This is a genomic window from Microvirga arabica (assembly GCF_016811235.1).
GTDB classification, from domain to species: domain Bacteria; phylum Pseudomonadota; class Alphaproteobacteria; order Rhizobiales; family Beijerinckiaceae; genus Microvirga; species Microvirga arabica.
On sequence record NZ_JAFBID010000009.1, the window covers coordinates 110926 to 136407 of the forward strand.

The 25482-nt window shown below is 63.6% G+C and carries 27 protein-coding genes; 12 read left to right on the plus strand and 15 right to left on the minus strand.

Going from position 1 to position 25482, the window contains the following annotated elements; translation table 11 throughout:
- From cysE to JQC81_RS07265, 3 genes are all read left to right on the plus strand, one after another.
- The gene (cysE, locus tag JQC81_RS07255; protein ID WP_203271140.1) at positions 1-837 is read left to right on the plus strand and encodes a serine O-acetyltransferase; all 837 of its coding nucleotides are present in this window, start codon (positions 1-3) and stop codon (positions 835-837) included.
- A gap of 89 nt (positions 838-926) precedes the next feature.
- Entirely contained in the window at positions 927-1139 is a 213-nt protein-coding gene (locus JQC81_RS07260) for a DUF3126 family protein (protein ID WP_190843974.1), read from the plus strand.
- Between the two features lie 58 nt (positions 1140-1197).
- Positions 1198-1728: a gamma carbonic anhydrase family protein gene (locus JQC81_RS07265; protein WP_203271141.1), complete on the plus strand. Its 531-nt coding sequence runs from the start codon at positions 1198-1200 to the stop codon at positions 1726-1728.
- Positions 1729-1888: 160 nt separating this feature from the next.
- Here JQC81_RS07265 and JQC81_RS07270 read toward each other — a convergent pair whose 3' ends face one another.
- The gene (locus tag JQC81_RS07270; RefSeq protein ID WP_203271142.1) at positions 1889-2572 is read right to left on the minus strand and encodes a transglutaminase-like cysteine peptidase; all 684 of its coding nucleotides are present in this window, start codon (positions 2570-2572) and stop codon (positions 1889-1891) included.
- Positions 2573-2853: 281 nt separating this feature from the next.
- Between JQC81_RS07270 and JQC81_RS07275 the strand changes: the two genes are divergently transcribed.
- Together JQC81_RS07275 and JQC81_RS07280 are read left to right on the plus strand one after the other, a co-directional pair.
- Positions 2854-3669 carry a rhomboid family intramembrane serine protease gene (locus tag JQC81_RS07275; protein WP_203271143.1) on the plus strand — a complete coding sequence of 272 codons (816 nt, stop codon included), beginning with the start codon at positions 2854-2856 and terminating at the stop codon, positions 3667-3669.
- A gap of 137 nt (positions 3670-3806) precedes the next feature.
- Positions 3807-4238, plus strand: a complete 432-nt coding sequence (locus JQC81_RS07280; RefSeq protein ID WP_203271144.1) for a CBS domain-containing protein — start codon at positions 3807-3809, stop codon at positions 4236-4238.
- Here JQC81_RS07280 and JQC81_RS07285 read toward each other — a convergent pair whose 3' ends face one another.
- From JQC81_RS07285 to folE, 4 genes are all read right to left on the minus strand, one after another.
- A complete protein-coding gene (locus tag JQC81_RS07285; protein WP_203271145.1) occupies positions 4239-5249 on the minus strand; it encodes a patatin-like phospholipase family protein in 1011 nt (336 codons plus the stop codon). It lies immediately after the preceding gene.
- Between the two features lie 86 nt (positions 5250-5335).
- Positions 5336-6490: an MFS transporter gene (locus JQC81_RS07290; protein ID WP_203271146.1), complete on the minus strand. Its 1155-nt coding sequence runs from the start codon at positions 6488-6490 to the stop codon at positions 5336-5338.
- A gap of 84 nt (positions 6491-6574) precedes the next feature.
- A complete protein-coding gene (gene hisI, locus JQC81_RS07295; RefSeq protein ID WP_203271171.1) occupies positions 6575-6979 on the minus strand; it encodes a phosphoribosyl-AMP cyclohydrolase in 405 nt (134 codons plus the stop codon).
- Positions 6980-6994: 15 nt separating this feature from the next.
- Positions 6995-7630: a GTP cyclohydrolase I FolE gene (gene folE / locus JQC81_RS07300; protein WP_203271147.1), complete on the minus strand. Its 636-nt coding sequence runs from the start codon at positions 7628-7630 to the stop codon at positions 6995-6997.
- Positions 7631-7830: 200 nt separating this feature from the next.
- Here folE and JQC81_RS07305 point away from each other — a divergent pair, with 200 nt between their 5' ends.
- From JQC81_RS07305 to thrS, 3 genes are all read left to right on the plus strand, one after another.
- Positions 7831-8277, plus strand: a complete 447-nt coding sequence (locus JQC81_RS07305) for an iron-sulfur cluster assembly scaffold protein (RefSeq protein WP_203271148.1) — start codon at positions 7831-7833, stop codon at positions 8275-8277.
- On the plus strand, positions 8278-8607 hold the full coding sequence (yidD, locus tag JQC81_RS07310) for a membrane protein insertion efficiency factor YidD (RefSeq protein WP_203271149.1): 330 nt from the start codon (positions 8278-8280) through the stop codon (positions 8605-8607).
- A gap of 78 nt (positions 8608-8685) precedes the next feature.
- Positions 8686-10731 (plus strand): threonine--tRNA ligase, encoded by a 2046-nt coding sequence (gene thrS, locus JQC81_RS07315; protein ID WP_203271150.1) that lies wholly within the window; start codon positions 8686-8688, stop codon positions 10729-10731.
- A gap of 197 nt (positions 10732-10928) precedes the next feature.
- On the opposite strand, the gene JQC81_RS34280 is transcribed toward thrS, so the two are convergent.
- From JQC81_RS34280 to JQC81_RS07335, 3 genes are all read right to left on the minus strand, one after another.
- Positions 10929-12311 (minus strand): CBS domain-containing protein, encoded by a 1383-nt coding sequence (locus tag JQC81_RS34280; RefSeq protein ID WP_376772377.1) that lies wholly within the window; start codon positions 12309-12311, stop codon positions 10929-10931.
- A 106-nt stretch (positions 12312-12417) separates the two neighbouring features.
- Positions 12418-13299, minus strand: a complete 882-nt coding sequence (locus JQC81_RS07330) for an RgsD C-terminal domain-containing protein (RefSeq protein WP_203271173.1) — start codon at positions 13297-13299, stop codon at positions 12418-12420.
- A gap of 19 nt (positions 13300-13318) precedes the next feature.
- The gene (locus tag JQC81_RS07335; RefSeq protein WP_203271151.1) at positions 13319-15763 is read right to left on the minus strand and encodes a glycosyltransferase family protein; all 2445 of its coding nucleotides are present in this window, start codon (positions 15761-15763) and stop codon (positions 13319-13321) included.
- Between the two features lie 291 nt (positions 15764-16054).
- Between JQC81_RS07335 and JQC81_RS07340 the strand changes: the two genes are divergently transcribed.
- The gene (locus JQC81_RS07340) at positions 16055-16618 is read left to right on the plus strand and encodes a nitroreductase family protein (protein WP_203271152.1); all 564 of its coding nucleotides are present in this window, start codon (positions 16055-16057) and stop codon (positions 16616-16618) included.
- A 65-nt stretch (positions 16619-16683) separates the two neighbouring features.
- Entirely contained in the window at positions 16684-17292 is a 609-nt protein-coding gene (locus JQC81_RS07345) for a flavin reductase family protein (protein ID WP_203271153.1), read from the plus strand.
- Between the two features lie 115 nt (positions 17293-17407).
- Here the strand turns inward: JQC81_RS07345 and JQC81_RS07350 are convergent, their stop codons facing one another.
- The 4 genes from JQC81_RS07350 to JQC81_RS07365 all read right to left on the minus strand — a co-directional run bounded on the left by JQC81_RS07350 (position 17408) and on the right by JQC81_RS07365 (position 22385).
- On the minus strand, positions 17408-19894 hold the full coding sequence (locus JQC81_RS07350; RefSeq protein WP_203271154.1) for a cadherin-like domain-containing protein: 2487 nt from the start codon (positions 19892-19894) through the stop codon (positions 17408-17410).
- Positions 19895-20153: 259 nt separating this feature from the next.
- Positions 20154-21077, minus strand: coding sequence for an HpcH/HpaI aldolase/citrate lyase family protein (locus tag JQC81_RS07355; protein WP_203271155.1), 924 nt, complete (start codon positions 21075-21077; stop codon positions 20154-20156).
- Positions 21077-21556 (minus strand): MaoC family dehydratase, encoded by a 480-nt coding sequence (locus JQC81_RS07360; protein WP_203271156.1) that lies wholly within the window; start codon positions 21554-21556, stop codon positions 21077-21079. The genes JQC81_RS07355 and JQC81_RS07360 overlap by 1 nt, the downstream gene beginning before the upstream one ends.
- 55 nt (positions 21557-21611) lie before the next feature.
- The gene (locus JQC81_RS07365; RefSeq protein WP_203271157.1) at positions 21612-22385 is read right to left on the minus strand and encodes an NAD kinase; all 774 of its coding nucleotides are present in this window, start codon (positions 22383-22385) and stop codon (positions 21612-21614) included.
- A gap of 158 nt (positions 22386-22543) precedes the next feature.
- Here JQC81_RS07365 and cutA point away from each other — a divergent pair, with 158 nt between their 5' ends.
- Positions 22544-22873 (plus strand): divalent-cation tolerance protein CutA, encoded by a 330-nt coding sequence (gene cutA, locus JQC81_RS07370; RefSeq protein ID WP_203271158.1) that lies wholly within the window; start codon positions 22544-22546, stop codon positions 22871-22873.
- Here cutA and JQC81_RS07375 read toward each other — a convergent pair.
- A complete protein-coding gene (locus JQC81_RS07375; RefSeq protein WP_203271159.1) occupies positions 22870-23856 on the minus strand; it encodes an MBL fold metallo-hydrolase in 987 nt (328 codons plus the stop codon). The genes cutA and JQC81_RS07375 overlap by 4 nt on opposite strands.
- 99 nt (positions 23857-23955) lie before the next feature.
- Positions 23956-24756: a TrmH family RNA methyltransferase gene (locus tag JQC81_RS07380; RefSeq protein WP_203271160.1), complete on the minus strand. Its 801-nt coding sequence runs from the start codon at positions 24754-24756 to the stop codon at positions 23956-23958.
- A 167-nt stretch (positions 24757-24923) separates the two neighbouring features.
- On the opposite strand from JQC81_RS07380, the gene JQC81_RS07385 reads away from it, so the two are divergent.
- On the plus strand, positions 24924-25097 hold the full coding sequence (locus tag JQC81_RS07385) for a hypothetical protein (RefSeq protein ID WP_203271161.1): 174 nt from the start codon (positions 24924-24926) through the stop codon (positions 25095-25097).
- Positions 25098-25163: 66 nt separating this feature from the next.
- Here the strand turns inward: JQC81_RS07385 and JQC81_RS07390 are convergent, their stop codons facing one another.
- Complete coding sequence (locus JQC81_RS07390; protein ID WP_203271162.1) at positions 25164-25316, minus strand: hypothetical protein; 153 nt, start codon at positions 25314-25316, stop codon at positions 25164-25166.
- Positions 25317-25482 lie beyond the last annotated feature (166 nt).

The window sequence follows — 25482 nt, forward strand, 5'->3', positions numbered from 1 at the left end:
ATGACACAGACGCGCCTGAAGCCGGGAGCCCCCGATGCCGTGGCTGGAAAGGTCGATCCGATCTGGGACCGCCTGCGCTCCGAGGCCGAGGGGGTCGTCCAGGCCGAGCCTGCCATCGCAGGTTTCGTCCTCAGCGCCATCCTGCACCAGCCGAGCCTTGAGGCTGCGGTGATTCACCGGGTCGCCTCCCGGCTTGGCCATGCGGCTGTTCCTGCCGACATCATCGAGCAGATCTTCCTCGAAGCCGTCGAGAGCGACCGCAGCATCGGGGCGGCCATGCGGGCCGATATCAGCGCCGTGCTTGACCGGGATCCGGTGGTCACCCGGGCCGTCGAGCCCGTGCTCTACTTCAAGGGATTCCACGCCATTCAGACCCATCGGCTGGCCCATTGGCTGTGGAAGCGGGGGCGGCAGGATTTTGCGCTCTACCTGCAGAGCCGCTCGTCCGAGGCATTCCAGACCGACATTCATCCGGCAGCCCGTATCGGACGCGGCATCTTCCTTGACCACGCCACCGGGCTCGTGGTGGGCGCCACCGCGGTCATCGAGGACAATGTATCGATGCTGCAGGACGTGACGCTCGGCGGAACCGGCAAGGAGCGGGGCGACCGTCATCCCAAGATCCGTCATGGGGTGCTCATCGGCGCCGGCGCCAAGATCCTTGGCAATATCGAGGTCGGCCATTGCGCGAGAATCGCCGCAGGCTCTGTCGTGCTCAAGCCCGTGCCCCATAATGCCACGGTGGCCGGCGTTCCCGCCAAGGTCATTGGCACGGCTGGGTGCGAGGAGCCGGCCCGATCCATGGACCACTGTTTCTCCGAAACGGATGGAATCTGAGGAAGGCCCCGATCCGGGACCCAACACCGCTTGCTCGCGTTTGCCCGGCATGGCAAGTGCACAATCGTAGAGTTAAGAAAGGACCTGTAGTGGATAAAACCGAGATGGCTAAAGTCGAGCGCTACCTGCGCCAGACCTTTGCAAACCACTCGATCCGCGTCGTCGGGCGGCCGAAGAAGGCCGATTCAGCGGAAGTTTACATCGGTGAGGAATTTGTCGGCGTTCTCTTCGTCGACGACGAGGACGGGGACCGCTCCTTCAACTTCACCATGGCGATCCTCGATACGGATCTCGAAGACTAGGCGCTTTTCCGCAGCAGACCTCCCCTGAGGTTCTGCTGCTTTTCGTTCTGGACCATCGATGCCGATCTACAGCCTCGACGACACCGCCCCGATCCTGCCTGAACCCGACCGTTTCTGGATTGCTCCGGACGCTCATGTGATCGGCAAAGTCCGGCTGGGGAGGGATGTCGGGATCTGGTTCGGTGCTGTGCTGCGGGGCGACAACGAACTCATCGATATCGGCGAGGCCACGAACATTCAGGAAGGCGCGCTGCTGCATACGGACATGGGTGCACCGCTCACCGTCGGCGCGGGGTGCACCATCGGGCACAAGGCCATCCTCCACGGCTGCACCATCGGCGCGAACTCCCTGATCGGCATGGGCGCCACGGTGCTCAACCATGCGCGCATCGGCGCCAACTGCCTCGTAGGGGCGAACGCGCTCGTCACGGAGGGCAAGGCGTTTCCGGACAACTCGCTGATCGTGGGGGCTCCAGCCAAGGCCATCCGGGTGCTCGATGCCGAGGCCATCGAGCGGCTTCGCCTCTCGGCGAGGAGCTACGTGGAAAACTGGCAGCGTTTCGCCCAAAAAATGAGGCGGATCGACTGATCCGTCGCGTATCGTGCGAAAAAGTGGAACCCGGCTTTTCAGCTTTGAGCGATGCGCTTAGCAAAAAATAAGGCGGATCGACCGATCCGCCTGAAGTATTCTGGCATCGATGGTGGAGAAATGAACAAGCCGGCGCTTGAAGACGCCGGCTTTAGAATTCTTACCGGTTCGCAGTGGTGGTCGGCGACGAGATGATGCCGCCCAGCGAAACCCAACCGACCGTCTCCTGGCTTTCGCGCTTGATGTAGACATAGCCGGTGCGGTGCCAGGGGAGGACCGAGGAGATCTTGTTGTCGAGGACGAAGTCGCCGCGGTTGGTGCGAACCATCAGCACCGCATGGCCTTCGCCCAGTTCGTCGATCACCACCGTCATGCGCATGGCGCGGCGGGGCAGGCCAGCTTCCACCAGAAGCCGGCGCTTCAGAAGCTGGAAGTCCTCGCAGTCGCCCTTGCCGTCATCCGGGAAGCCCCAGGTGTCGACGACGCCGAAGTGATCCGCGTCCGTCACGGCTTTGATGCTCGAGTTCACCCGCTGGTTGACCGACACGATGGTCTTCCAGACCTGAGGCGTCAGCTCGATCTTGTCGGCCTCCGTCACGTCGACGGCACACTCGGAGCGGAATTTCTCGCAGAACTGGGACCAGCCGAGGAGCGGCTTAGCGGCGCCGACGCTCGAAATCGGGGCGCTGTTGACGGGCAGGGACGCTAAGGTCTGGGCCTGAGCGGCAGCACCGGAAAACAGGAGGGAGAGCCCGAGGAGAACTGTTTTGATGAATGTGCCGGAAAATGCCGACTTCTCATTTGCGCCACAGATAAGGCCGTTCTTGAAATAATCCTGCCGCATGCCCCACCAGCCGGTTAACGTTCTTTTAACCAAACTGACATGGTTACATTTGGGGCTCAAGCGGAAAGTAAAAGGTGAGTTAACGCGTCGCGCTTCGACCGGTTCCGTTATGGTTAACAAAATTATCAGGCGCACAGGTCAGAGGCAACCGGGCTTCCTCTCCGTTAAGCTTGGCTGCTGCTAAGTAGTTGGTTTTTCTCGACCGAGGGGCCAAATAGGAGTTAGGTCGCGCCAGCCTCCCTTCGGAAATTCCCGGCAGTTGCCTCATACAAAAGAATTGCATGTCTCCACACCCGCCCCGCGCTCGCGAGCCGATCCTCAACCTTCCTGCCGTCATCAGCCTCTGCCTCGTGGTGCTGATCGGCATCCACGCCGTCCGGCTGCTTCTGTCCGACGAATCAGACTTCATGCTGATCATCGACTGGTCGGTGATTCCGGCCCGCTGGTCCGTGGCCTTCGGAAGCATCCAAGTCGAGGACATCATGAGGACCCTGCGCGAGGGCGTGGCGGAAGACACCATCACTCCGCTGATGGCCCTGGCGCAGTATGTTCTCGAAGGCCAGGAGGGCAGACCCTGGACGGCTTTGACCTATGCCTTTCTTCATGGATCCTGGGCTCATGTACTGATCAACAGCGTCTGGCTGGCAGCCTTCGGAACCCCCATCGTCCGCCGCTGCGGCGCCCAACGGTTCTTCGTTCTGGTAGCCGTCTCGGCAGTTGCCGGAGCGGGTCTATACGCCCTGATGAATCCCTTGCAGGTCCTGCCGATGATCGGGGCCTCCGGGGCCGTGTCGGGTCTCATGGCGGCGGCCTCCTGGTTTATGTTCGCCCCGGCCTCATGGCACTGGGAGGGGCGCCTGACGCAGCCCCATGAGCGGCCTCGTGAAACCCTGGGGCATATGGTCCGCAACCGGCAGGTCCTGATCTTCCTCGGGATCTGGTTTGCCGCCAACTACGTGTTTGCCTTTGTCGAGCCTTTGGGGCTTACGGATGCGAGCATCGCCTGGGAGGCGCATCTCGGCGGCTTTCTCGCAGGTCTCGTCCTTTTCCCTTTGATCGACCCGCTTCCCGCACGCGCCAAGCGCATCTCAGCTTGAAACGGATGCCGTTTGCGCGGATCATCCAGTGGCTGACGTAGGGTTCGCACCCAAAGTCATGGGTGCGGAACCCGACTTCAGCCTAGCGGATGCGAGGGCTGACGGTCCTTCGCCGTTCGCGCAACGGGAGGGAATCAATGATCGTCAATCGCATTCTTTCGCTCAAAGGTCGCGACGTCGCGACCATTGAACCCGGCCGGACGCTCAGTGAGGCGGCCAAGGTTCTTGCCGAGCGCAGGATAGGTGCCCTTCTCATCGTCGATGGTCAAAGGCCAGTCTCAGGCATCATTTCCGAACGGGACATCGTGCGGGCGGTGGCAAACCATGGCGCCAAGGCCCTGGAGGAGCCTGTCTCTCGCTTCATGACGGAGAAGGTTTTGACCTGCACGGGGGAAACCCCAATTCCCGACGTGATGGAATTGATGACGCAGCAGAAATTCCGTCACGTTCCCGTGGTCGAGGGCGGACGCCTCGTGGGGATCGTCTCCATCGGAGACGTGGTGAAGGAACGGCTCGAGGAGGTCGAGGCCGAGGCGACGGCAATCAAGGAATATATCGCAACAGCCTGATCACCGTGGCTGCGATTCCTGCAGCAACTCGAGAATATCCGGCAGGGCGCGCTCCGTGGCCTGCCGGCCCAGGGTGATGCATTCCTGGGCCCTGTGGAATTCGAACAGCCCCATCTTGGCGAGTTTCGGCGCGACCATGATGTCCGGCGGATCGCCGGCGAGCCGCGAGCGTGCGATTCGGTCCTGGGTGATGTTGAAGGCGTCCACCATCACGGTGGCCATCCCGGGTGCATTGGGCTTGCTCTGCTTCTCGCCCCGGCTGCCCGGGAAGATGCCCCAGCGCCGCGGGGCTGCCTCGATCACCTCTTCGATTTCCTTCTCGTCGCTCGACCCGGCATCGTAGGACTGGATGACCGTGCCGCGTACGCGGACCTCGCCATTGAGGTTTACGCAGATGACGATGTCGGCCCCCAGGGCGCGGGCGGCGGTGATCGGGATCGGGTTGACCAGGGCGCCGTCCATGAGCCAGCGCCCGCCGATCAGAACCGGATCGAACACGCCGGGCAGGGCGTAGGAGGCGCGCATGGCCTGGACGAGGGGGCCGCGCGTCAGCCAGATCTCGTGGCCGCTCACGAGTTCTGTCGCGATGGTGCAGAACTTCCTCGGGAGGGTCTCGACCCGCTTGTCGGTCAGGTCCCGGTCAAGGAGGCTCTGCAGGCGGCCGCCGGCGATGAGGCCCGCGCCGCTGAAATGGAAGTCGAGGAGGCCCATGACGCGCCGCTTGGTCAGGGAGAGGGCGAAGGCCTCCAGCTCATCGAGCTTGCCCGCCGCATAGCAGCCGCCGACGACCGCGCCGATTGAGCATCCGGCGATCACGTCCGGAACGATGCCGGCTTCCTCGAGAACCCGAAGGACACCGATATGGGACCAGCCCCGTGCCGCGCCTCCGCCCAGCGCCAGGCCAATTCGGGTCTTGGCCCGAGGATCGCGCTCGACCGGTGCCTTAATCTCCGTCACTCCGCCTCCGCCCCCTGAACCGGCGCTGCGCCGGGCAATCCCGTCCCACAACATTGATCAACTCCAAGGCACCCTGTCCATTATGCCGGCTTCCCATGAAACCCGCGTGAACATGCCCTCAAGTTTCAATTAGGACTGGTTCATGAAAACTGAACAGTGGAGCGCTGGAGAGCCCGCTGCGACATGATGATGATCACGAAGGTGAAGACGATCAGCAGGCCGAGCATGGCGCGCAGACCGAGGATTTCTCCACCGAAGCCGATCAGCGGCGGGCCCATCAGCAATCCGCCATAGCCGAGCGTCGCCACCATGGCGACGCCCATGCTGGGCGGAATGCCCTTCATCTGGCCGGCCGTGCTGAACAGGACCGGCACCGTGTTGGCCAGTCCGATGCCCACCAGGGCAAAGCCGATGGAGGCGGCCAGGGGCGAAGGCAGGATCATCGCCAGGGCGAGGCCGAGGGCCGAGAGCAGACCACCCAATTGAAGAGTGCGCGTCCGCCCAAGATGGCGCACGGCAAAGTCGCCCATGAACCGGCAGATCGTCATTGTGAGCGAGAAGGCAGCAAAGCCCGACACGGCAGCCTCCAGGCTCGCACCGGCCACCGTCTGCAGGTAAATCGCCGACCAATCGACGATGGCGCCCTCGACGATGAAGCAGAACATGGCCAGCACCGCGAGGAGAACCACCGGGCCGCGGGGCCAGGCGAAGCCGTGGCCCTCCGACGCTTTCTCCGTCTCGTTCATGGTCCAGAAGCCCGTCGTGAGGAAGAGCAACCCCATGCCGGAGCAGGAGATCAGCAGGGTCGGGACAATCCCGACGTCGAGCCTGATGAGGAGACCGGACGCTGCCGCCCCAGCCAGCCCGCCGAGACTGAAGAAGGCATGGAAGGACGACATGATCGCCGAGCCCCAGGTCCGCTCCACCACGGTGGCATTGGTGTTCATGGCGATGTCCATGGTGCCGTTGCAGGCGCCGGCCACAAGGGAGGCGGCGACGAAGAGCGGCAGGCTCGGCGCGAGACCCGGCAGGAGCAGGGCGGCCGCAAAGGAGAAGGCGGCGATCAGGGACATCGTCCGGCTGCCGACGACGGCAACAGCCCAGCCGATCACCGGCATGAGGGCGACCGCTCCGAGCGAGAAGGCCAGAAGCCCGAGGCTGAGCTCTCCGTCTGAGAGGCGGAGCGACGCCTTGAACCGAGGGAGCTGCGCCGCCCAGGTGCCGATTCCGAAGCCATTGCCGAAGAAGATGGCGCTCGCCGCCACCCGCGCGAGGAGAAGGTCACGTCGTGTCATGCGGCGTACCTATCGCGGATGCCGGAGCCATGCACCTGTTTCCTGGTGGAGGGCAGCCCTGCGTTTTGGCAGGGCTAGGGACGCTCAATCGATTATGAGGCGCGGCTCGCCATTGGAGAGTTCGACCTTGCGGTAGAAACAGGAGCGGCGCCCCGTATGGCAGCAGCCGCCGTTGCCGGCGACCCTGACCTTCAGCAGAACGGCGTCCTGGTCGCAATCGACCCGCAGTTCCAGGACCGTCTGGACCTGCCCGCTGGTGGCGCCCTTGTGCCAGAGCTCACCGCGGGAGCGGGACCAGTACCAGGCCTCGCTGGTCTCAAGGGTCTTCGCGAGCGCCTCCGCGTTCATATGCGCCACCATGAGGATCTCGCCCGTCGCGGCATCCATGGTGATGCAGGTGACCAGCCCGTCCGCTCCGAAGCGGGGAGACAGGGTGCTGCCCTCCTCAAGCTCGATTTTGGAGCCAGGAGGCGGAAACGGAATGGATATGGTCATGCGAGGGCCTCAGCCCCGGCCGTTGCGCACCAGGGTGAGGAAGCGCACCTGTTCGGCGGGATCTTCCTTGAAGACACCGGTGAACTGGGTCGTCAAGGTCATAGCGCCGGCCTTCTGGATGCCGCGCATGGACATGCACATGTGCTCGGCCTCGATCATCACCGCAACGCCGCGCGGCTCGAGCGCCTTGACCATGGCCGAGGCGATCTGGGCCGTCATGGTCTCCTGGGTCTGCAGGCGGCGCGCATAAGCGTCCACGAGGCGGGCGAGCTTGGAGAGGCCGACCACGCCCTTGGTGGGATAATAGGCCACATGGGCTACGCCGAAGAACGGCACCATGTGGTGCTCGCAATGGGAGTGGAAGGGGATGTCGCGCACGAGCACGATATCGTCGTAGCCTTCGACCTCGCTGAACACCTTGTCGAGAATTTCGGAGGGGTTCTCCGCATAGCCCGAGTAGAATTCCCGGAAGGCCTTGGTGACGCGCTTGGGCGTATCCTGAAGACCCTCGCGCGATGGGTCGTCTCCGGCCCAACGGAGCAGGGTGCGGACGGCGGCTTCGGCTTCTTCCCGGGTTGGCGTCGCAACAGGCTTGTCGGCAACCGGACTCAGACGCGCGGACAAGGACTTGATGGCATCACTCACGCAGGGCCCCTTTTCGTAGTCTTCAGCTCAGGAAGCGGCGCAGCTTCCGGGAGGAATTGCGGCTTTTTCTCCACACGCCACTGGTCAGAGGCCCGTTCCGGAGTTCAGCTGCTATAATATGGGTTCACTACCCACATTGTGTATTAGATACCTCCGCGGAGTTAAAGGGTATATTCCCAAACGTAATGTCACAGGCTGTCATGCTGAACGAAATTTACAGTCGGCGCATTCTCGAGCTCGCGGCCGACATCCCGCATCTTGGCCGCCTGCCCGACGCCGACGCATCCGCGACGGCCCGGTCAAAGCTGTGTGGGTCAATGGTGACGGTCGACGTGAAGCTTGACGGCAACGTGGTGACGGCTTTCGCCCATGACGTGAAGGCCTGCGCCCTGGGCCAAGCCTCGTCATCGATCATGGGGCGGCATGTGATCGGCTCGACCGTCGAGGAGCTCCGTGACCTGCGCGAGAGGGCAACGCACCTGCTCAAGAGGGGCGGCGAGGCGCCCCAGGGCAAGTGGGAGGACCTGAAGGTCCTGGAGCCCCTGCGGGATCACAAGGCCCGCCATGCCTCCATCCTCCTCACCTTCGATGCCGTCGTGGATGCGCTCAATCAGATCGAGGCGCGGCGGGTCGAGGGTGCGGGATAAATGCCGAGCCCTGTCCAGAAGGCGGCCCATTGGGCCATCCGAGGCTACCAGCTGAGCCTGTCCGGGCTCATCGGCCGCCAGTGCCGCCATCTGCCTTCCTGTTCCGAATACACCGATGAAGCGATCCAGCGGCACGGGTTCTGGCCGGGCGGCTGGATGGGCTTCGCGCGGATCTGCCGCTGCGGGCCCTTCGGCACCTCAGGGCTTGATCTCGTGCCTGAGACGTTGCCCGAGACTGCCTCCTGGTATAAGCCGTGGGCTTATGGTCGCTGGCGGGGCGTCAATGCTCCCCCGATCACCTGCGAGGCAGCCGAACCTGACGGCGGCTGACGTCGCCTTTCATCCCGCAAACCGTCGGCCCCCGCTTACCTGCTCCGTTGGCAGGAGTGAGCCAGGAGACACTTTGATATGATTACCCTGACATTTCCCGACGGCGCCCAGCGCCAGTACGAATCCGGCATCACCGGCCGCGAGATCGTGGAAGGCATCGCCAAGTCGCTCGCCAAGCGCACCGTTGCCATGGCGCTCGACGGCACGGTCGCCGATCTCGCCGATCCGATCACCCGTGATGCCAAGATCGAGTTCCTCAACCGCGAAGACCCGCGCTCGCTGGAGCTGATCCGGCACGATTGCGCGCACGTACTCGCGGAGGCCGTGCAGGAGCTGTTTCCGGGAACGCAGGTGACCATCGGTCCCGTGATCGAAAACGGCTTCTATTACGATTTCGCTCGCAACGAGCCGTTCACCCCCGAGGACTTCCCGGCGATCGAGGCGAAGATGCGCGAGATTATCGCGCGCGATAAGCCTTTCACCAAGGAAGTCTGGAGCCGCGACAAGGCCAAGCAGGTCTTCGTCGAGAAAGGTGAGACCTACAAGGTCGAGCTCGTCGATGCGATCCCGGAAGGCCAGGATCTGAAGATCTACTCCCAGGGCGAGTGGTTCGACCTCTGCCGCGGCCCGCACATGACCTCCACGGGCAAGATCGGCAACGCCTTCAAGCTCATGAAGGTGGCGGGCGCCTATTGGCGCGGCGACTCGAACAACGCGATGCTGACCCGTATCTACGCGACCGCGTGGGCCTCTCAGGAGGAGCTCGACAACTACATCCGCCAGCTCGAGGAAGCCGAGAAGCGCGACCACCGTCGCCTGGGCCGCGAGATGGACCTGTTCCACTTCCAAGAGGAGGGGCCGGGCGTCGTGTTCTGGCATCCGAAGGGCTGGACGGTGTTCCAGGAGCTGATCTCCTACATGCGCCGCCGCCTGAAGGGCACGTACCAGGAAGTCAACGCACCGCAGATCCTGGACAAGTCGCTCTGGGAGACTTCCGGTCACTGGGGTTGGTACTCGGACAACATGTTTGCCGTGAAGTCGGCATCCGCCTTCCTGCGGCCGAACGATCCGGAGGCGGACCAGCGACTGTTCGCCCTGAAGCCCATGAACTGTCCTGGCCACGTGCAGATCTTCAAGCACGGCCTGAAGTCATACCGCGATCTTCCGCTCCGCCTCGCCGAGTTCGGCAACGTGCACCGTTACGAGCCATCGGGCGCGCTGCACGGCCTCATGCGCGTGCGCGGCTTCACGCAGGACGATGCGCATATCTTCTGCACGGAAGAGCAACTCGCCGACGAGTGCCTGAAGATCAACGACCTGATCCTCTCCACGTACTCCGATTTCGGCTTCGACGAGATCGTCGTGAAGCTCTCCACACGGCCTGAAAAGCGCGTCGGCACCGACGAGATGTGGGATCATGCGGAGGATGTGATGACCCGCGTCCTGAAACAGATCGAGGATCAGTCGGGCGGGCGCATCAAGACCGCGATCAACCCGGGCGAGGGCGCGTTCTACGGACCAAAGTTCGAGTACGTGCTGCGCGATGCTATCGGCCGCGACTGGCAATGCGGCACAACGCAGGTGGACTTTAACCTGCCGGAGCGGTTCGGCGCGTTCTACGTCGATGCCGACGGTCAGAAGAAGACGCCCGTGATGGTCCATCGCGCGATCTGCGGCTCCATGGAGCGCTTCACCGGCATCCTGATCGAGCACTTCGCCGGTCACTTCCCGCTCTGGCTCGCGCCGGTGCAGGCGGTGGTCGCCACCATCACGTCCGAGGGCGACGAATACGCCATGGAAGTGGTGCGCGCCGCCGAAGCCGCAGGTCTTCGCGTCGAGGCCGACCTGCGCAACGAGAAGATCAACTACAAGGTCCGCGAGCACTCGCTCGTGAAGGTGCCGGTGCTTCTTGTGGTGGGCCGCAAGGAAGCCGCCGAACGGACGGTCTCCATCCGTCGGCTGGGCAGCCCCGAGCAGAAGGGCATGACCCTGGACGAAGCCCTGAAGGCGCTCGCCACTGAGGCCGTGACGCCGGACCTGAAGCGAGTGGCGAAAGCGGTGTCGGAGCCGGAAGGCCACGCGACGCCCGACGGGCATCACGTGGTCGAGCGGACGGTGGCTTGATTTCATCTCAACGAAGAAAGGCGGTGCCTCCGCAGGGAAGCGCCGCCTTTTTTATGTCTATCAAACTCAACCTCATCCTGAGGAGGATTGCGTGAGCAATCCGTCTCGAAGGAGCTTCCAGAGAGCACTGGAGCCTCCTTCGAGACGCCGCTTGCAGCGGCTCCTCAGGATGAGGGCAGAGGTTAACCCAGACAATTTCAGCTCGTCTGCCGCTGCCGTCCGCTAGTGCGGCCACCGGGAGCGGTGCCGGCCGTCGTTCCTGCTGTGCCGCTGCCGGGATTGCCTGTAGCGGCCCCTGCATCGCCAGCTTCGGTGCCGGTGGCGTGTGTGCCCTGACGTTGGCCGACCCGCAGGTTGTTCTGCACGTGGCTGACGCCCGAGACGGACTCCGCAAGGTCCTCGGCCCGACGCCGCTCATTGCGGTCGCGCACAGTGCCGGTGAGGGTCACCTCGCGGTTCTGGACCTGCACCTCGATCTCCGAGGCGTCGAGCATGGCATCGTCGGTCAGGCGCTCGTTGACATCCTCGCGGATGCGTTCATCGGAGCGCTGGTAGCCTTTCGGGCCGCGGCCCTGGTGTTCGCCCCGTCGGACCTCGCCGCGGCTTCCGGTGGCATCGTTGCTGAAACGGTTGTTGCCCGGCCCCATGCCGTAGTTGCTGTGATCGCGCCGCTCGTTCACGAGGCTCCAGGTGCGCTCGCGATCCTGCATGCGGCGATCATCCTCGCTGCTGTCGTCGCCCGGACGGGCGCGTTCGCCGGTAATGGTTGAAGCGCCATAACGCGGCGGGTGGAAGCCTCTGCCTGCGGAGCCCCGGCCTGCGAATTCGTCGCCATAGCTCTGATAGCCGTCGCCGCCGAAGCCGCCCCGCATTCGGGAGTCGCGAGCGCCCTCCTGGCCGGGATAGCCGAAGCTGCCGAAGGCGGCGCGCACGTCGTCCTCTTCGCGGAACCGGAATTGGTCGCGCCCCGGCTTGCGGGTGTTGTCGACGCGTCCGCGATTGCCGTTGTCGTGGTAGTCATTGGGACGGTGCCGGTCAGTGTCGTCCCGGCTGGCGTCGTTCATGCGCCGCTCCAGTTCACGTCGCTCGTCAGCCGTCAGGCGAGCCTGTCCGCCGCCCCGGGTCTGGTCGGCGCGGGCGCTCGAGGGGGTGCCGGAGCGGTCGGGCTCGGACGGGGTGGAAATGCGGTGCAGGGCGCGGGTGGCCTCACCCTCGGCGTCGGTCGCCAGATCGCCGAGCGCCACGATGCCGACCAGGTGCTTGTCGTGATCCACCACGGGCAGGCGGCGGATCTGATGGTCGCTCATCAGCTGGACGATGTGGTTCACATCGTCATCGTCGAAGCACCACCACACATTGTCGGACATGATGTCCCGCACGCGGGTGGTGTCGGGCGCGAGGCCCGCTGCGGTTGCCCGGACGGTGATGTCGCGGTCCGTCACCATGCCGCGCAGCCGCCGCCCGTCGCAGACGGGCAGGACGCCGACATTCATCTCATCCATGAGCCGTGCCGCTTCCTGGATGGTCCGGTCCGGACTCACCACGCGCACGTTGCGGGTCATGATCTCTGCGACTTTCATGGGCTTCCTCTCCTGCAAGGTCACGCCTTGGGAGTGCGGGCTCATGCGCGGCGCGACCTGTCATTGGTGTTCGGTCAATGCCGCGGGGCCGGAAAGGTTCAGGATGTCAGGGTTTCGCGAGAACCTCGATATCGCGGTCGAGCCCGCTCTCGATCTTGAACTCGCGGGTGTAGACCTTGCCCTCATGACGGGCGATCAGGACATACTCACCCTCGGCCAGCGTCACGGACGGGAAGGCGCCGATGGCCTCGCGGATCACGTCGCCGCCGGGGGTGAGCACACTGAAGGCCGTGCCAGCAAAGGCTTCGCCGCCTTCCGATGCCACCAGCTTCATGGTCACTGTGGCAGCCCGGTGGTTGAGGGTCGCCTCGGTGACGCGGCCCGATTCCACCTTCAGGTCGCTGCGCATGATGGCGTTGGCGTCGCCATAGGTGGAAACGATGTGGTAGGTGCCTTCGGGCAGGCGGATCATGTCGTTCGCCTTGGCCTCGGCGATCACGAGCCTGCCTTCCGAGTTCTGCGCCTCCGGCACATAAACCGAGAAGGTGAGGCGGTTCGCCGGAATGGGACTGCCGCTGACCGCCCCTTTGAGCTGAAGGGCGCCGGCATTGATCGCGAGGCGCTCGTTCAGATTGCCGCGCTGCACGCTGATGCGCTTCGAAGCGCTCGCAAACCCATAGGCCACATGTATGATGTAGTTGCCGGGCGAGAGGGTGAAGCTCGGCGCCGGGCTGGTGGAGCGGGCGACGATCACCGGCTGGGAGGCGTCCCCGCGATCCTCGTAGATCCGCCAGACGAGGCCTGAGCGGATCGGCTCATTGCTTCCGGCAAAGGTCGCGCCCGCATTCACCGTCACCTGTCCGATGGAGATCGGCGGCTGGTTCTGCGACATGGACGGCACGGCGGGAGACTGGGCCGAGGCCGGGCAAGCCGCCAGGAGAGCCAGAAGACCGAAGATGGAAAAGCGTGGGTTCACGAAAAGAAGCATCGTCTTGAAATAGCGCCCGTTACCGAAGCGGAGTGACAATGGCCGTTTGAATCGGCTCATCCTCGCTCTTCACGATATCGGAGGCGGCTGCAACCAGATTTTCCAGGGACATGGGGCGGAAGTGGAACTCGACACGGTGCCGTCCCGGACCGACCTCGACCCCACGGAACAGGAGATTGGTTCGCAGGATCGGGCGGCGCTCGCCGTCCACCCAGGCCTCCCAGCCCGGATAGTGGATGTCGTGCAGCACCAGCACTCCGTTCGCGCTGCTTTCGACCTCAATCGTGACCGAGTTCCGCTGATAGCTGACGATGCGGGCCTCGCCCTTGGCCTGTTCAGGCTTCGATCCGGCCGGGGAGTAGCGGGCCTTGAGGAGGGGCAGGCTCTCATGGTCGATGAGGGCTTCCGTCTCGCGGTTGAATTCCGGCAGTTCCTCCTCGCCGAGCAGGGCTTCCGAATCCACCGGGCTCACGTGATGGGCCATATAGGCGCGGGGCCCCGAGGCGTTCAGGCGGTAGATCCACATCCGGCCGGTGCCATAGACGACCTCGGCGTCGGTGAGGCGCGGGAAGTGGCGCGGCAGCTTGTCGGCAGGCCGGTCGAGAACGATGTAGTCGAGCCCGAGCAGGCTCGCGAGTTCGCACTCATAGCCGCGGAAGCTCGTGGGGAACTGGCGCAGGTTCGGGTCCTCCGCATTCTCCCCCGGGCCGATGGCGCGCTCGTAATCGGCGAGACGCAGGGGGTTGTAGCCGATGATGTCCTCGATCCCGAGCACCATGGAGGCGTTCTGCCAGGCTCCCTTCAGGCCAAGAATCTCGACACGTGGATACTCGCCGCGGGCGTTCCTCTCGGCGAGTTCGCGCTTGAGGATCTGGAGGCCCTGAAGCTGCTCGGGCGGCAGCTTGGTGAAGACCGTGTAGCGCTCGGCCGGCTCCGCGTTGAGGGCCGAGGCCGCGTGGCGGCCGATCAGCTCCGCACCTGTCAATGTGACCAGCACGAGCGCCATGGCCCCCCGCCAGCGCGGAGCGCCGCTCACCTTTGCGATGACCAGAACGGCTGCAGCCGCTGCGGCCAGGCTCAGGCCGATTTCGATGAGGGCCGGGGAGACATGCCCGCCCTTGATCGCAAAGGACAACGCGCTGGCAATGGCCGCGGTGACGAGGCCCAGGGCGAGCAGGGGCTGGAAGGCCCAGAAGCGGCCGAGGGAGGCGCGGTTCCAGCGCGGGAGCCCCTCTGCCGCGTAGCGATGGACGAGGTAGCCGCCTGCAAAGGCCAGGGCGATGTTGATGAGGAAAGTGGCGTCCGCCGGTCTGCGGTAGAGGTTCACGCCCGGCATGTGATCGAAGATGAACTCGAAGCCGGGGGTGTAGCGCCCAAGGGCATAGAGCAGTGCGGCAACACCCAGCACGAGGAAGAACCGGAACTCGCGGGCGAACAGGCGCCCGCCGGCAATGCCGTGCCAGATCAGCAGGAGGGCCGGGATCGTGCCGATGAACAGGTAGTTCGTGGCTCGGTCGGTCCAGGTTCCCTCCGCAAGGCTATGCCAGTCGGGCCCCCAATAATCGTAGGTCCAGCGCAGGGAGCCGAAGACATTGCCGAAGAGCACCGTCGCCAAGCTCTCCGGGGGCAGGGACCCCATGGCGGCCACGCCGAAGCCGAAGGACGGGCGCGTCGAGGTGGCGAGGAACTGCATCGTCAGGACAATCGGCACGGCCAGAAGCGCGGCGCCGATGGCGCCCATGGCAACCAGGAGCCCCAGGCGGGACCGGAGATAGGCCAAGGAATGGGGAGCGATCCAGATCCGATGAACGGCAACAGCGATGAGCGTTAAGACGCAGAGGAAGGCAACCTGATCCCGCCCGATGACCATCAGGACCGCGCTCAATGCGAACAGAACGCCATAGCGATAGGAGCGGCGGTCGAGCGCCTCCTCCAGGAGCCATAAGGCCAGGGGGAAGAAGCTATAGCTGAAGATCATGCCCGTATGCTGGAGCCGCGCGGTGGCAGAGCCTCCAAGCATGAAGATCAGCGCGGCCACCACGGCGCCGGCCGAGTGCCAGCCGCGCCGGCGGAAGATCGGCACGAAGGCAAGCGCCCCAGGGAGGAAATGGGCGAACACCACCACGTCGAAGAGCTCCATGGAGGGCTCCGGCACGAGCCATCCGAACAGCAGCATGGTGGGGGTGAAGAGAAGGGATTGGGGATCCGCCGCCGAGGGGTGGCCGCCGAAATGATAGGGGTTCCAGAGGGGCAGTTCCCCATGGGCCAGGGTGGTGCCCAAGTAGCGCAGGGTCGGGTAGAACTGGTTCTTGGAATCCCATGGAACGACCGTTCCGGTCAGGGGCCAGACCGAGACGGCCAGCGCCCAGGCGGCCAGAATGAGGCCGAAGGCGAGGAGCGTCTCGCGCCTCGACCAAGTGACGGGGGGAGCGGAACCACTGGGTCCGAAAATGGATGTCTGCATTGCTTTCAAGCGGCGTCCCGCCGGCTCACCTCATCCTCCGCCGCACCCCTCAAGCCTGCTCATGCAGGCTGCCGGGTCCGCCAGGGTTGAAACCTGCTTGGCGTCTGACCGCACTCCCCCTATACATCCGCTGCTGTTTCTTCTGTGGCAGTGGCCCGCCATTGGGACGCCCGCGCTCCCTCAAGCGCATCAAGACGGCGAGACGATGGCGGCTCAAGCCCCGTCCTGCTCGCAGCCTTCGTGAGCATCCACCTTCATTGTTCCACATTATCCACGCCGGATGAAGAGCCCATGAACGATAGCCTTTCCCGCCTTCTGCAACGCCGCTCCGTCCCGTCGCGCTGGCTGGGCGAACCGGGGCCGAGCGAGCAGGACGTCGAGACCCTCCTGAAGGTCGCCTCCCGGGTGCCCGACCACGGCAAGCTGGTTCCGTGGCGATTCATCCTGATCCAGGGAGAGGCCCGTCAGCGCCTCGGCGAGGTGCTGGCGGCGGCCTTCCAGGCGGACAACCCGGAAGCCGGGGAGGACAAGATCGCCACCGAGCGGGAGCGCTTTGTCCAGGCTCCCCTGGTGGTCGCGGTGGTGTCCCGCGTCGTGCCGCACGTGAAGATCCCCGACTGGGAGCAGGTTCTCTCGGCGGGCGCCGTCTGCATGAACCTGCTCAATGCTGCCACAGCCCTCGGCTACGGCGCGTCCTGGCTCACCGGCTGGGCCGCCTTCGACCGGCGGGTGCTCGACGCGTTGGGGCTGAAGCCCGAGGAGCGGGTTGCCGGCTTCATCCATATCGGTACGGCCAAGGAAACGCCGGGCGACCGGGACCGGCCCAGCCTCAGCGACATCGTGACCCGGTACTGAAATTCTTTCGTTCGTCGCATTTCCTGCGGCGAACCGGTGTCCAATTCGCCGGGAAATGCTCCACCATGTTCTACGAAACCTCGACCAATGCCCATGGCCTGCCGCACGATCCGTTCAAGGCCATCGTCACGCCCCGGCCCATCGGCTGGATAACCGCCATGAGCGCGAGGGGCGAGGTGAACCTCTCGCCCTATTCGTTCTTCAATGCCGTCTCCGAGCGGCCGCCCATGGTGGCCTTCTCCTCGGCCGGCAAGAAGGATGCGCTCAGCTTCATCGAGGAGACGGGCGAGTTCGTCTGCAGCCTGGCGACCTATGACCTGCGGGACAAGATGAACCTCACCTCAGCGCCTTTGCCGCGAGGGGAGAACGAGATGAAGCATGCAGGCCTTGAGGCCGCGCCCTCCAGATTGGTAAAGCCACCTCGGGTGGCCGAGGCTCTGGCGGCGCTCGAATGCCGGTGGCTCCAGACCGTGCCGCTCAATCCGCTCGGCGGCGGCGATCCGTCCTACTACCTCGTGATCGGCCAGGTGGTCGGGGTCCATATCGACGACCGCTACATCGTGGACGGCCTCGTCGATACGGCCGCCATGCGCCCCATCGCCCGCTCCGGCTACCGCGACTACTTCGTGGCCACACCGGAAACAAAATTCTCGATCACGCGGCCCGGCGGCTGACACGCCCGGAGCGTCGGCTCTCGGCGGCGGAACGCCAATCCTAAGAATGCGAAAGCCCCGCGGTGGTCTGCCATCGCGGGCCTTGTCGTCGTTCAGGCTTCGATCATCTCCTGGATCAGACGATGAAGAAGTCCTTCTCGGTCATTTTCAGGTTCTTGGAGAGCGTGGCGACCTCCACCTGCTTACCCTTTCCGGAGCCATCGGCGTCGTAGAAGAGCTTGCCCTTCTTGTTGTCGTAGATGACGTAGCCGTTCTTGTCCTTGGCCTTTGAGCCGATCACGAGAAAGTCCTTCTTCAGCTGCACGGGCTTCGTTTCAGACCCGAGCTTGCCGATCGTGGTGAAGATCTTGTTGTCGAGCCAGAGGCTGTCATCCTTCACATTAAAGTCGACGATCTGATCCTTGTTCTTGCTCTTGTTCGCCTTGGTGTCTAATACGAAGACGTCCTTGCCGGCCCCGCCGGTCAGCCGATCGTTGCCGAGCTTGCCCCAAAGAACGTCACGGCCTGAGCCGCCCTTGAGCAGATCCGAGGAGGAAGAGCCCACGATCCTCGCGCTCGGCTCATCGTTCACGTGGACGACGAAAATCTCCTCATAGGCGGCATTGGACCCGTCCGTCACCCGGACCGTCAGCATATGCGAGGTTGCCTGCTCATAGTCGAGCCGGACGCCGTCCTTGACCACGAGGCGGCCATTGCTGATGGCAAAGCGACCGCCAGCATCGCCTGTCAGGGAAAAGGCGAGGGCGTCTCCATCTACGTCGGACCCCGTCAGCACGCCCACGATTGTGCCGGCTGCGGCGTTCTCCTCGATACGGGTATTTGACAGAGCGATGTCATGCGGCCTGTCACTGACTGGGTTGACGGTGATCGTGAACGTTTTCGGTTGGCTCCTGGCACCCTCTGTATCGACCGCCTGATACCGGAATGCGACTGTTCCATTGAAGTCGGCCGCAGGCTGATAGGTAAAGGATCCATCGTCATTGAACACCAAACCCAGGACGGGCTGCACCAGCGTGTAAGTCAGGCCATCGCCATCGATATCCAGGCCAAGAGGCACATGTCCCATGATACTGGTGTCTTCCGCGACCGACGCACTGTTGCCTGATCCCGCAGCCTCAGGGGCATCATTTTGTCCTGTGACGGTAATCGTCAGAATCGCTGCTGCAGTCCCGTCCAGGGATTCGATGATCAGCGTCTGTTGAACCTGCTGATCCTGTTTGAGTGATTGTGCGGCGCTGTTGAGCGTGAAGCCCCACTCACCGGTGTCGCTGTTGAACAAAAATGTGCCGTACTGCTTTTGAAGCTCGCTTTGTGCGACAGCCTTGAACCTGCTCTCGCCCCAGTCGCCATCCTCGACTGTCAAGAACCCGCCGATGCTTTGCTCGTCGTCCTCATTCATCGAGCCGAAGCGAGTTCCCGAAATCACAGCCTCGTGGGTGGCAGCAATGGCCCTGTCCGCCAAGTCGAGCGCGGCGATCAGAGCGTCGATGTCTAGGAAAGAGCCGCCCTGACGGGCGAACTGGATCCGGGCAGCCAATTCTGCCAGATAAGCCTCATCGTCCAGGTGCGAGCTGATCTCGCTCAGGACGGCGGTATAAGTCTCTTCCTCCAGTTCTGCTGCGCGGGCGAGTGCATCCGGATCCCCGCTGTCGCGCCATTCGGCGATTAGGTCCTGCCGGTGCTGATGGAGACGTGAGACATGGAGGCTCAACAACTCCGCCATGAAGCCCGCATCTTGCGAGCCGTTGATCGCGGAAAGAGCGGCAAACCGCCCATGCACGATCTCGATCTGCCTCTCTATGGCTGCCGTGATTTGCGCAGTTGAAGTGAAGCCTCCGAACAACGTTCTGAATTCAACAACGGCGAGCCCGATATCCTGCTCATAGGCATCGTCACCGGCTAGCTGATGGAGCTTGGCAAGGTGATCGGGATCGAGCAACGTCAGTGAGTGAGCCTTGACCATCGCCAGCATCGCCTCCCAACCTTCTGCCTCGTTGAAGGACGCGATGATGCTCGCGGATCCGAGTACATCGGTGGCGTCATCGAGAGCCCCAATGAGCTCGTCGAGGGTGTCGAAGGGCCCATTGTGCTGATGGGCCGACATCATTTCCGCCGCCAAGGCGTCGAGGTAGGGTGCATCGTTGAGACGAGCAGCGATCTTCCTCAGAACGATTGTGTAAGGCTCGGCGGCTAGTTCGGCCGCTCGTGCTTTGACAGCCGGATCATCGCTTGAAGACCATTCCCGGATGACGCTTTCACGATCATTGAGGAGCAACTGCACCCGCCCGAGGCCCACCCGCATGTCATCCACAGTGTTCGCATTTTCAAAGGCGAACACGAACTCAAACTTCGCATATTCCACATCGAGCTGTCGCTCCACGAGAGCCTGGATCTGCGGGAAGGACGTAAAGTTCCCGAACAGGATCTTGAATTCGCTGACGCCAAGACCGAGCGCTTGCCCGCGGTCTGCGTCGTTTACCAGGTAACCGAGGTTCTCGATGCGGGTTTCGTCGAGAAGCGCCGAGGCATTGCTCTTGATTGCGGCTAAGACCGCATCCCAAGTGGCCGCATCGTTGAACGCTGCAACAATAGCATCGGACATCCGGAACCCCTTCGGCCTGTCTGCGTGGCGCCTTTGACGATGCCAAGAACATCCTGCTCGCTAGCCGTCATTCATGCAGCTCAGGAGCGAGGATCCCAGTATATCGAAAGGGAATGATGCGGTTGTCGACTATCTGTTTGAGGGGGATTGATGTCGTTTTGGGCCTTTAGAGGGCAGTTTGCTTCTCAAATACTGGAACGTGTGAAGTAGAGATTGCTCGTATTATAATTTTAGGTTGTTTCGATGCTTTGATATACTTCTAGTTGTCGTGGCGTCTGTGCGGCCTGTCTGGGTTTCCAGAGAGGCCCGATCGGTGTGTGCCAGCGCGCCTCAGGAGACGTTCGGCTCGCAGCAGATGCGGTCGATCCAGCATCTCGCCGTCGACACCAACCACTCCTGCTCCCGGATTGGCTCTGAAAGCCTCAATCACCGCTTGGGCCCATTGGATCGCGTCCGGCGTGGGTGTGAAGGCCTCATTGATGATCGGCACCTGAGCCGGATGGATTGCCATCTTGGCCACGAAGCCATCCCGACGAGCCTCACGGCATTCGGCTTCCAAGCCCGCCATGTCGCGGAAGTTCGTGAAGACGGAATCCACCGCATCCACACCGGCAGCCGCCGCACCCAGCAGGGTGAGAGAGCGGGCGAGACGGTAAGGATCCGTGTACATTCCATCGGCACCGCGATTCGTCTCTGCGCCGAGATCGGCCGACAGATCCTCGCCGCCCCAGGTCATGCCCATGAGGCGATGGCTCGCGCCCGCGAAGGTGCCGAGCGCAAAGACGCCGGCGGCGTTCTCCGTTGCGATAGCGAGAATGCGGGTGGCGCCATCTGCAAGGCCGAACTCCGCCTCGCGTACGGCAAGTTTCGCGCCGAGATGCGCCACGTCGGCGCCGCCGACCGTCTTCGGCAGCACGATCCCGTCGGGGCCTGCCTGCATCACGTCGTCGAGGTCGGCATCGATGAGGCCTGTGGTCAATCCGTTGACGCGCACGAGGAGACGCGGGCGCTCGGCCTTCGTGCGCTGCTGGTTCAGAAACTCCGCTGTGACGCGCCGCGCCTCTTCCTTGGCGGAGAGAGCAACCGAGTCCTCGAGATCGATGAGTAGAACATCGGCTCCGGAGGTCAGGCCCTTCTCAAGCTTCCTGGCGCTGTCGCCCGGCACGAAGAGCAGGGAGCGCATCAGGCGTTCCTCTTGCGCATGAAGGCCTGACGGCGGCATTCGGCCACGAGGGTTCCGTCCTGCTTGTAGGCCCGGTGGATGAACTCAACGATGCCGGCGTCGGAACGCGACTTCGACTCGCGCTTGGCCACGATCTCCGTCGTCGCGTTGATCGTGTCGCCCTCGAATACGGGCGCCGGGAACTTGACATCCGTCATGCCAAGATTGGCGATGGTGGTGCCGACCGTCGTGTCGTTGACCGAGATGCCGATGAGCAGGCCGAGCGTGAACAGGGAGTTCATCAGCGGCTTGCCCCATTCCGTCTCCGTGGCGCAGAAATGCGCATCGATATGGAGCGGCTGCGGGTTCAGGGTCATGTTGGAGAACAGCATGTTGTCCATCTGCGTCACCGTCCGGGTCAGACGGTGATTGATGGTGTTGCCAACGGTGAAGTCCTCGAAATAGAGGCCGCCTCTCGGGTGCCTGCTGTCATCGTTCATAATGCTGACCTCTGATTCTTGGTTAGCACGTTGAAGCCCGTGCCGCCTCCCATCGTCAATAGCCGAACTGCTCCCGCAGAATGCGCTCATCGAGGCTGTGTCCGGGATCGTGCAGCATCACGAGATCCACGCTGCGATCCATGGAAACATCCACCCTGGAGACATTGCGGAATTCGGTGTGGTCGGCGACCGCGCTCACGGGCCGGTTTCCGGCTTCCAGAACCTCAATCTGGATCTTGGCATAGTCAGGAAGTAGGGCACCGCGCCAGCGGCGCGGGCGGAAGGCCGAAATCGGCGTGAGGGCGAGCAGCGGAGCTGTCAGCGGCAGGATCGGCCCACCGACGGAAAGGTTGTAGGCGGTTGATCCCGCAGGAGTCGCCACCAGGATGCCGTCTGCACTGAGTTCGGGGATACGGACCCGGTTGTCGACGCTCACCCGCAGCTTGCCCGCCTGATAGGTCTGGCGCAGCATCGAAACCTCGTTGATGGCCCGCGCCGTGTGCGACACGCCCATCACGTCCCAGGCCACCATCAGCAGCGGGTGAACCACGCTGCGTCCGGCCGCTTCGAGCCGCTCGAACAGGTCTTCTTCCCGGAAATCGTTCATCAGGAAGCCAACGGTGCCCTTGTTCATGCCATAGATGGGCTTGGCCGTTCCCATGAAGCGGTGGAGGCTCTGCAGCATGAGGCCGTCGCCACCGAGAGCCACGATCACGTCGGCCTGCTCGGGCTCAACGTTCGCGTAGCGATCCTGCAGGACCTTGAGCGCGCTCTGCGCGTCGGGCGCGGCACTGGCCACGAATGCGATGTTGTTGAAACGGCGGGCCATGCCCAATTACCCTCGCTGCGTCCGCTAGAGCATCGGCCCCAAAAGTCACTTTCGGGGGCAATTCCGATGCTCAACTCCTTAGCTGGCGCATCGTTGAGCGCGGAAAACCGGATCCACTTTTCCGCACGATGCGCTAGGATGCGGAGGAAAGGCATAGCATGGATCGCCCGCTACTCGTCTATACGACCTTTCCCGATGTGGACATTGCGTTGTCTATCGGGGAGGGGCTGGTCCGTGACCGGCTGATCGCCTGCATCAACGTGCTGCCGGGAATGCGGTCCGTTTACGCCTGGAAGGGCTCCATCGAGCGGAGCCAAGAGGCCGTTGCCATCCTGAAGACCCGCAAAGGCCTTCAGGATCAGGTGCATCGGGCGCTGAAGGAGCGGCACCCTTATGAAACGCCGGTCGTTCTCTTCATCGAGCCGACCGGCGGGGATTCGGCCACTCTGGAGTGGCTATGCGGGGAGACGGCCGCGGACCCGCCCTAAACGGCCGGGCTCCACTGGACGGGCACGAAGCGGAAGCCATTGCCCTCCTTGGCGACATGGCCCGTTCCCGGGAACGGAGCGTGATAGAAGGCCACCTGAGCCCGCTCGGAGGCGGCCATATCGAGCAGGCGACGACGGGTCGCCCGGGCCTGGTCCGCATCCATGTCGAACACGGCCGACCAGTCGGGATTGCGCACGAACAGGGCCGGATGGTTCGTGGTGTCCGACATGATCATCAGCTTCCCGTTGCCGGACGAGAGCATGTACACCGTATGTCCTGGCGTATGGCCTGGAGCCGCCACGGCGGTGAGGCCCGGCACGACCTCCTTGTCCATCTCATAGCGCTTCACGTCATTGGCAATGGGGCCGAAGACGCGACGAACGCCTTGGAACGCACCCTTCATGCCCTCCGGCGCCTGGTTCATGCGCGCATCGTCCATCCAGAAGGCCCACTCGGCGGCTGGAACCATCACCTCGGCATTCTGGAAGACGGCGGTGCCGTCCTTCAGGCGCAGGCCGTTGATGTGGTCGCCGTGGAAGTGACTGATCACGACCGTGTTCACCTGGGCCGGGTCGAAGCCGGCGGCGCGGAAATTCGTCATCCAGCGGCCGGAGGTCGGGGCGCCCATGTCGCCGTTGCCCGTGTCGATCACGGTCAGGCGCCCGCCATTGTTGAGGACGAGCGTATTGAAGGCGATGGGCAGGGCATTGGTGGGGAGGAAAGCTTCCTGCATGGCCTGCTGGACCTGGGGCAGTTCCGCATTGCGGACGAAGCCCTCAAGAGGCCGCTGCGCGAAACCGTCGTTGATCGCTGTTACCTCGATGTCGCCAACCTTGTAGCGATAGAAGCCCGGTGCCTGACGCGAACCGGCCCCTTGAGCGGGAGCCGTTGCGGAAGGAGCGGTCTGAGCCAGCGCAGGCCCGACAATCGGAGTGGCGGCAAGGGCGGTGCTGGCAAGGATGGTGCGGCGTGTGATGGTCATGAGCGTCTCCAGACGTGAGACTGGAACCCTAGAACGGCCCCGCTTAGAGGCAAGGGAGCATCCTTTCACAAGTCAGAGAGCAGGATAGGGCCTTGGTCCTCACTGGCCTTGAGTAAGATGGTGCAGGGCGATGCCGCTGGTGGTGGCGACGTTGAGGGAATCGAAGCCGCCGCTCATCGGGATGGACACGGTGCGGGTCCGCGCCAGCAACCCCGGCGGCAGGCCAGGTCCTTCCGCCCCCAGGAGCAGGGCCGTGCGCCGGGAGGGCTGGACCCTCGAGAGCGTTTCCGCACCGGACGGGGAGAGGGCGATCACCTCGAATGAAGCCTCTTCCAGTGCCTGCACCAAAGCGTCGGCCGATGGAGCGCGCGTGAAGGGCACCACCAAGGCACCGCCGACCGAAACGCGGATCGCCTTGCGGTAGAGCGGATCGCAGGTTTCCCGGTCGAGCAGGACCGCATTCGCCCCGAACGCGGCCGCATTCCGGAAGATTCCGCCCACATTGTCGTGGTTGGCAAGTCCGGCCATCCCGACCACGAGGGCTGTTTCCGGCAGGCTGTCCAGGAGGACGTCGACCGGGGGCAGCGCCGGGCGTTTGGCTACTGCGAGAATGCCCCGGTGAATCGGGAAGCCGACAATCGCGTCCATCACCTGCCGGTTGGCAACGTAGACAGGCACCTCGGGCGGCAGCAGGTGCAGTGCATCGTCAAGGCTCTCGACACGCCCTTCTCCTAACAGAAGCGATTCGGCCTCGAAGCGCGGCTGCTGCCTCAGCAGGACTCGCAGCACCACCTCACCCTCTGCGATGAAGCGGTGCTGGCGCCCCAGGAGGTCCCGCTCCCGCAAGGCCCGGTACGCTTCGATTCGGGGATCGTCAGGATCCGAGATGGCAATCAGCATGGGTTCCAATGGATAACGTGGACATTGGTCGGCATCCTGCCTGTCTAAGGCCGGAACGCGGGTTTGCCTATGCGGGGCTGTCGCGCGGAACAACGGGTTTGCATCCCGGTTAGCCCTGCAAGAACAGTCGAGGCCGCCTCGGGTGGCCCTTCGCAAGGAGCAGGATGATGTGGGATATAGCCGATGGTTGGGTCTGGGCCCTGGTAATCGTCGGCGGACCGTTGCTGATCGGCATCTTCATGGCCGTCGCCAGCAGCCGACGCCGCAGATTGACTCGAACCGAGCAGAAAGTGTCCGACGAGGTCGCGCACAAGAACTGGGGCAAGGAACAGATCCGCTAAAGGTGGATCCTCAGCCGATGTGACGTTTCGCCAGCGCTGCCTTGGCGCATGGCCGTGACGTGCTGCTCAATCGCTTGCGCTCTGGTTCGATTCAGGATGCTCCAGGCGACTGCCGCACCCATGCGCGATTTCCCGTGACAGCCGCGTCGTGATGATGCCGACGAGCACCCCGGAGGCGACCGCCGCCGAGCCCATCACGTTCAGCAGGAAGATCTCCATGCATGCCTCCGAGCCACGTTCGGGAGGCAGCTTAGAGCCTGTTTGAGAATGTCGCACGGGGTCGGATTGGGATAGTCTCGAGTCCACATGAGCCGGATGTGGACCAAAGAGCATCGCGAGCGCCAGAAGGCCTTCGAGCGGCGGCGCTATCCAACTGACCTGACCG

Bases quoted from the DNA above. Each gene is read 5' to 3' on its own strand.
- cysE (WP_203271140.1), top strand. From the start codon at position 1: ATGACACAGACGCGCCTGAAGCCGGGAGCCCCCGATGCCGTGGCTGGA.
- JQC81_RS07265 (WP_203271141.1), top strand. From the start codon at position 1,198: ATGCCGATCTACAGCCTCGACGACACCGCCCCGATCCTGCCTGAACCC.
- JQC81_RS07270 (WP_203271142.1), bottom strand. From the start codon at position 2,572: ATGCGGCAGGATTATTTCAAGAACGGCCTTATCTGTGGCGCAAATGAG.
- JQC81_RS07275 (WP_203271143.1), top strand. From the start codon at position 2,854: ATGTCTCCACACCCGCCCCGCGCTCGCGAGCCGATCCTCAACCTTCCT.
- JQC81_RS07280 (WP_203271144.1), top strand. From the start codon at position 3,807: ATGATCGTCAATCGCATTCTTTCGCTCAAAGGTCGCGACGTCGCGACC.
- JQC81_RS07285 (WP_203271145.1), bottom strand. From the start codon at position 5,249: ATGTTGTGGGACGGGATTGCCCGGCGCAGCGCCGGTTCAGGGGGCGGA.
- JQC81_RS07290 (WP_203271146.1), bottom strand. From the start codon at position 6,490: ATGACACGACGTGACCTTCTCCTCGCGCGGGTGGCGGCGAGCGCCATC.
- JQC81_RS07305 (WP_203271148.1), top strand. From the start codon at position 7,831: ATGCTGAACGAAATTTACAGTCGGCGCATTCTCGAGCTCGCGGCCGAC.
- yidD (WP_203271149.1), top strand. From the start codon at position 8,278: ATGCCGAGCCCTGTCCAGAAGGCGGCCCATTGGGCCATCCGAGGCTAC.
- thrS (WP_203271150.1), top strand. From the start codon at position 8,686: ATGATTACCCTGACATTTCCCGACGGCGCCCAGCGCCAGTACGAATCC.
- JQC81_RS34280 (WP_376772377.1), bottom strand. From the start codon at position 12,311: ATGAAAGTCGCAGAGATCATGACCCGCAACGTGCGCGTGGTGAGTCCG.
- JQC81_RS07330 (WP_203271173.1), bottom strand. From the start codon at position 13,299: ATGCTTCTTTTCGTGAACCCACGCTTTTCCATCTTCGGTCTTCTGGCT.
- JQC81_RS07335 (WP_203271151.1), bottom strand. From the start codon at position 15,763: ATGCAGACATCCATTTTCGGACCCAGTGGTTCCGCTCCCCCCGTCACT.
- JQC81_RS07340 (WP_203271152.1), top strand. From the start codon at position 16,055: ATGAACGATAGCCTTTCCCGCCTTCTGCAACGCCGCTCCGTCCCGTCG.
- JQC81_RS07345 (WP_203271153.1), top strand. From the start codon at position 16,684: ATGTTCTACGAAACCTCGACCAATGCCCATGGCCTGCCGCACGATCCG.
- JQC81_RS07350 (WP_203271154.1), bottom strand. From the start codon at position 19,894: ATGTCCGATGCTATTGTTGCAGCGTTCAACGATGCGGCCACTTGGGAT.
- JQC81_RS07355 (WP_203271155.1), bottom strand. From the start codon at position 21,077: ATGCGCTCCCTGCTCTTCGTGCCGGGCGACAGCGCCAGGAAGCTTGAG.
- JQC81_RS07360 (WP_203271156.1), bottom strand. From the start codon at position 21,556: ATGAACGATGACAGCAGGCACCCGAGAGGCGGCCTCTATTTCGAGGAC.
- JQC81_RS07365 (WP_203271157.1), bottom strand. From the start codon at position 22,385: ATGGCCCGCCGTTTCAACAACATCGCATTCGTGGCCAGTGCCGCGCCC.
- cutA (WP_203271158.1), top strand. From the start codon at position 22,544: ATGGATCGCCCGCTACTCGTCTATACGACCTTTCCCGATGTGGACATT.
- JQC81_RS07375 (WP_203271159.1), bottom strand. From the start codon at position 23,856: ATGACCATCACACGCCGCACCATCCTTGCCAGCACCGCCCTTGCCGCC.
- JQC81_RS07380 (WP_203271160.1), bottom strand. From the start codon at position 24,756: ATGCTGATTGCCATCTCGGATCCTGACGATCCCCGAATCGAAGCGTAC.
- JQC81_RS07385 (WP_203271161.1), top strand. From the start codon at position 24,924: ATGTGGGATATAGCCGATGGTTGGGTCTGGGCCCTGGTAATCGTCGGC.
- JQC81_RS07390 (WP_203271162.1), bottom strand. From the start codon at position 25,316: ATGGAGATCTTCCTGCTGAACGTGATGGGCTCGGCGGCGGTCGCCTCC.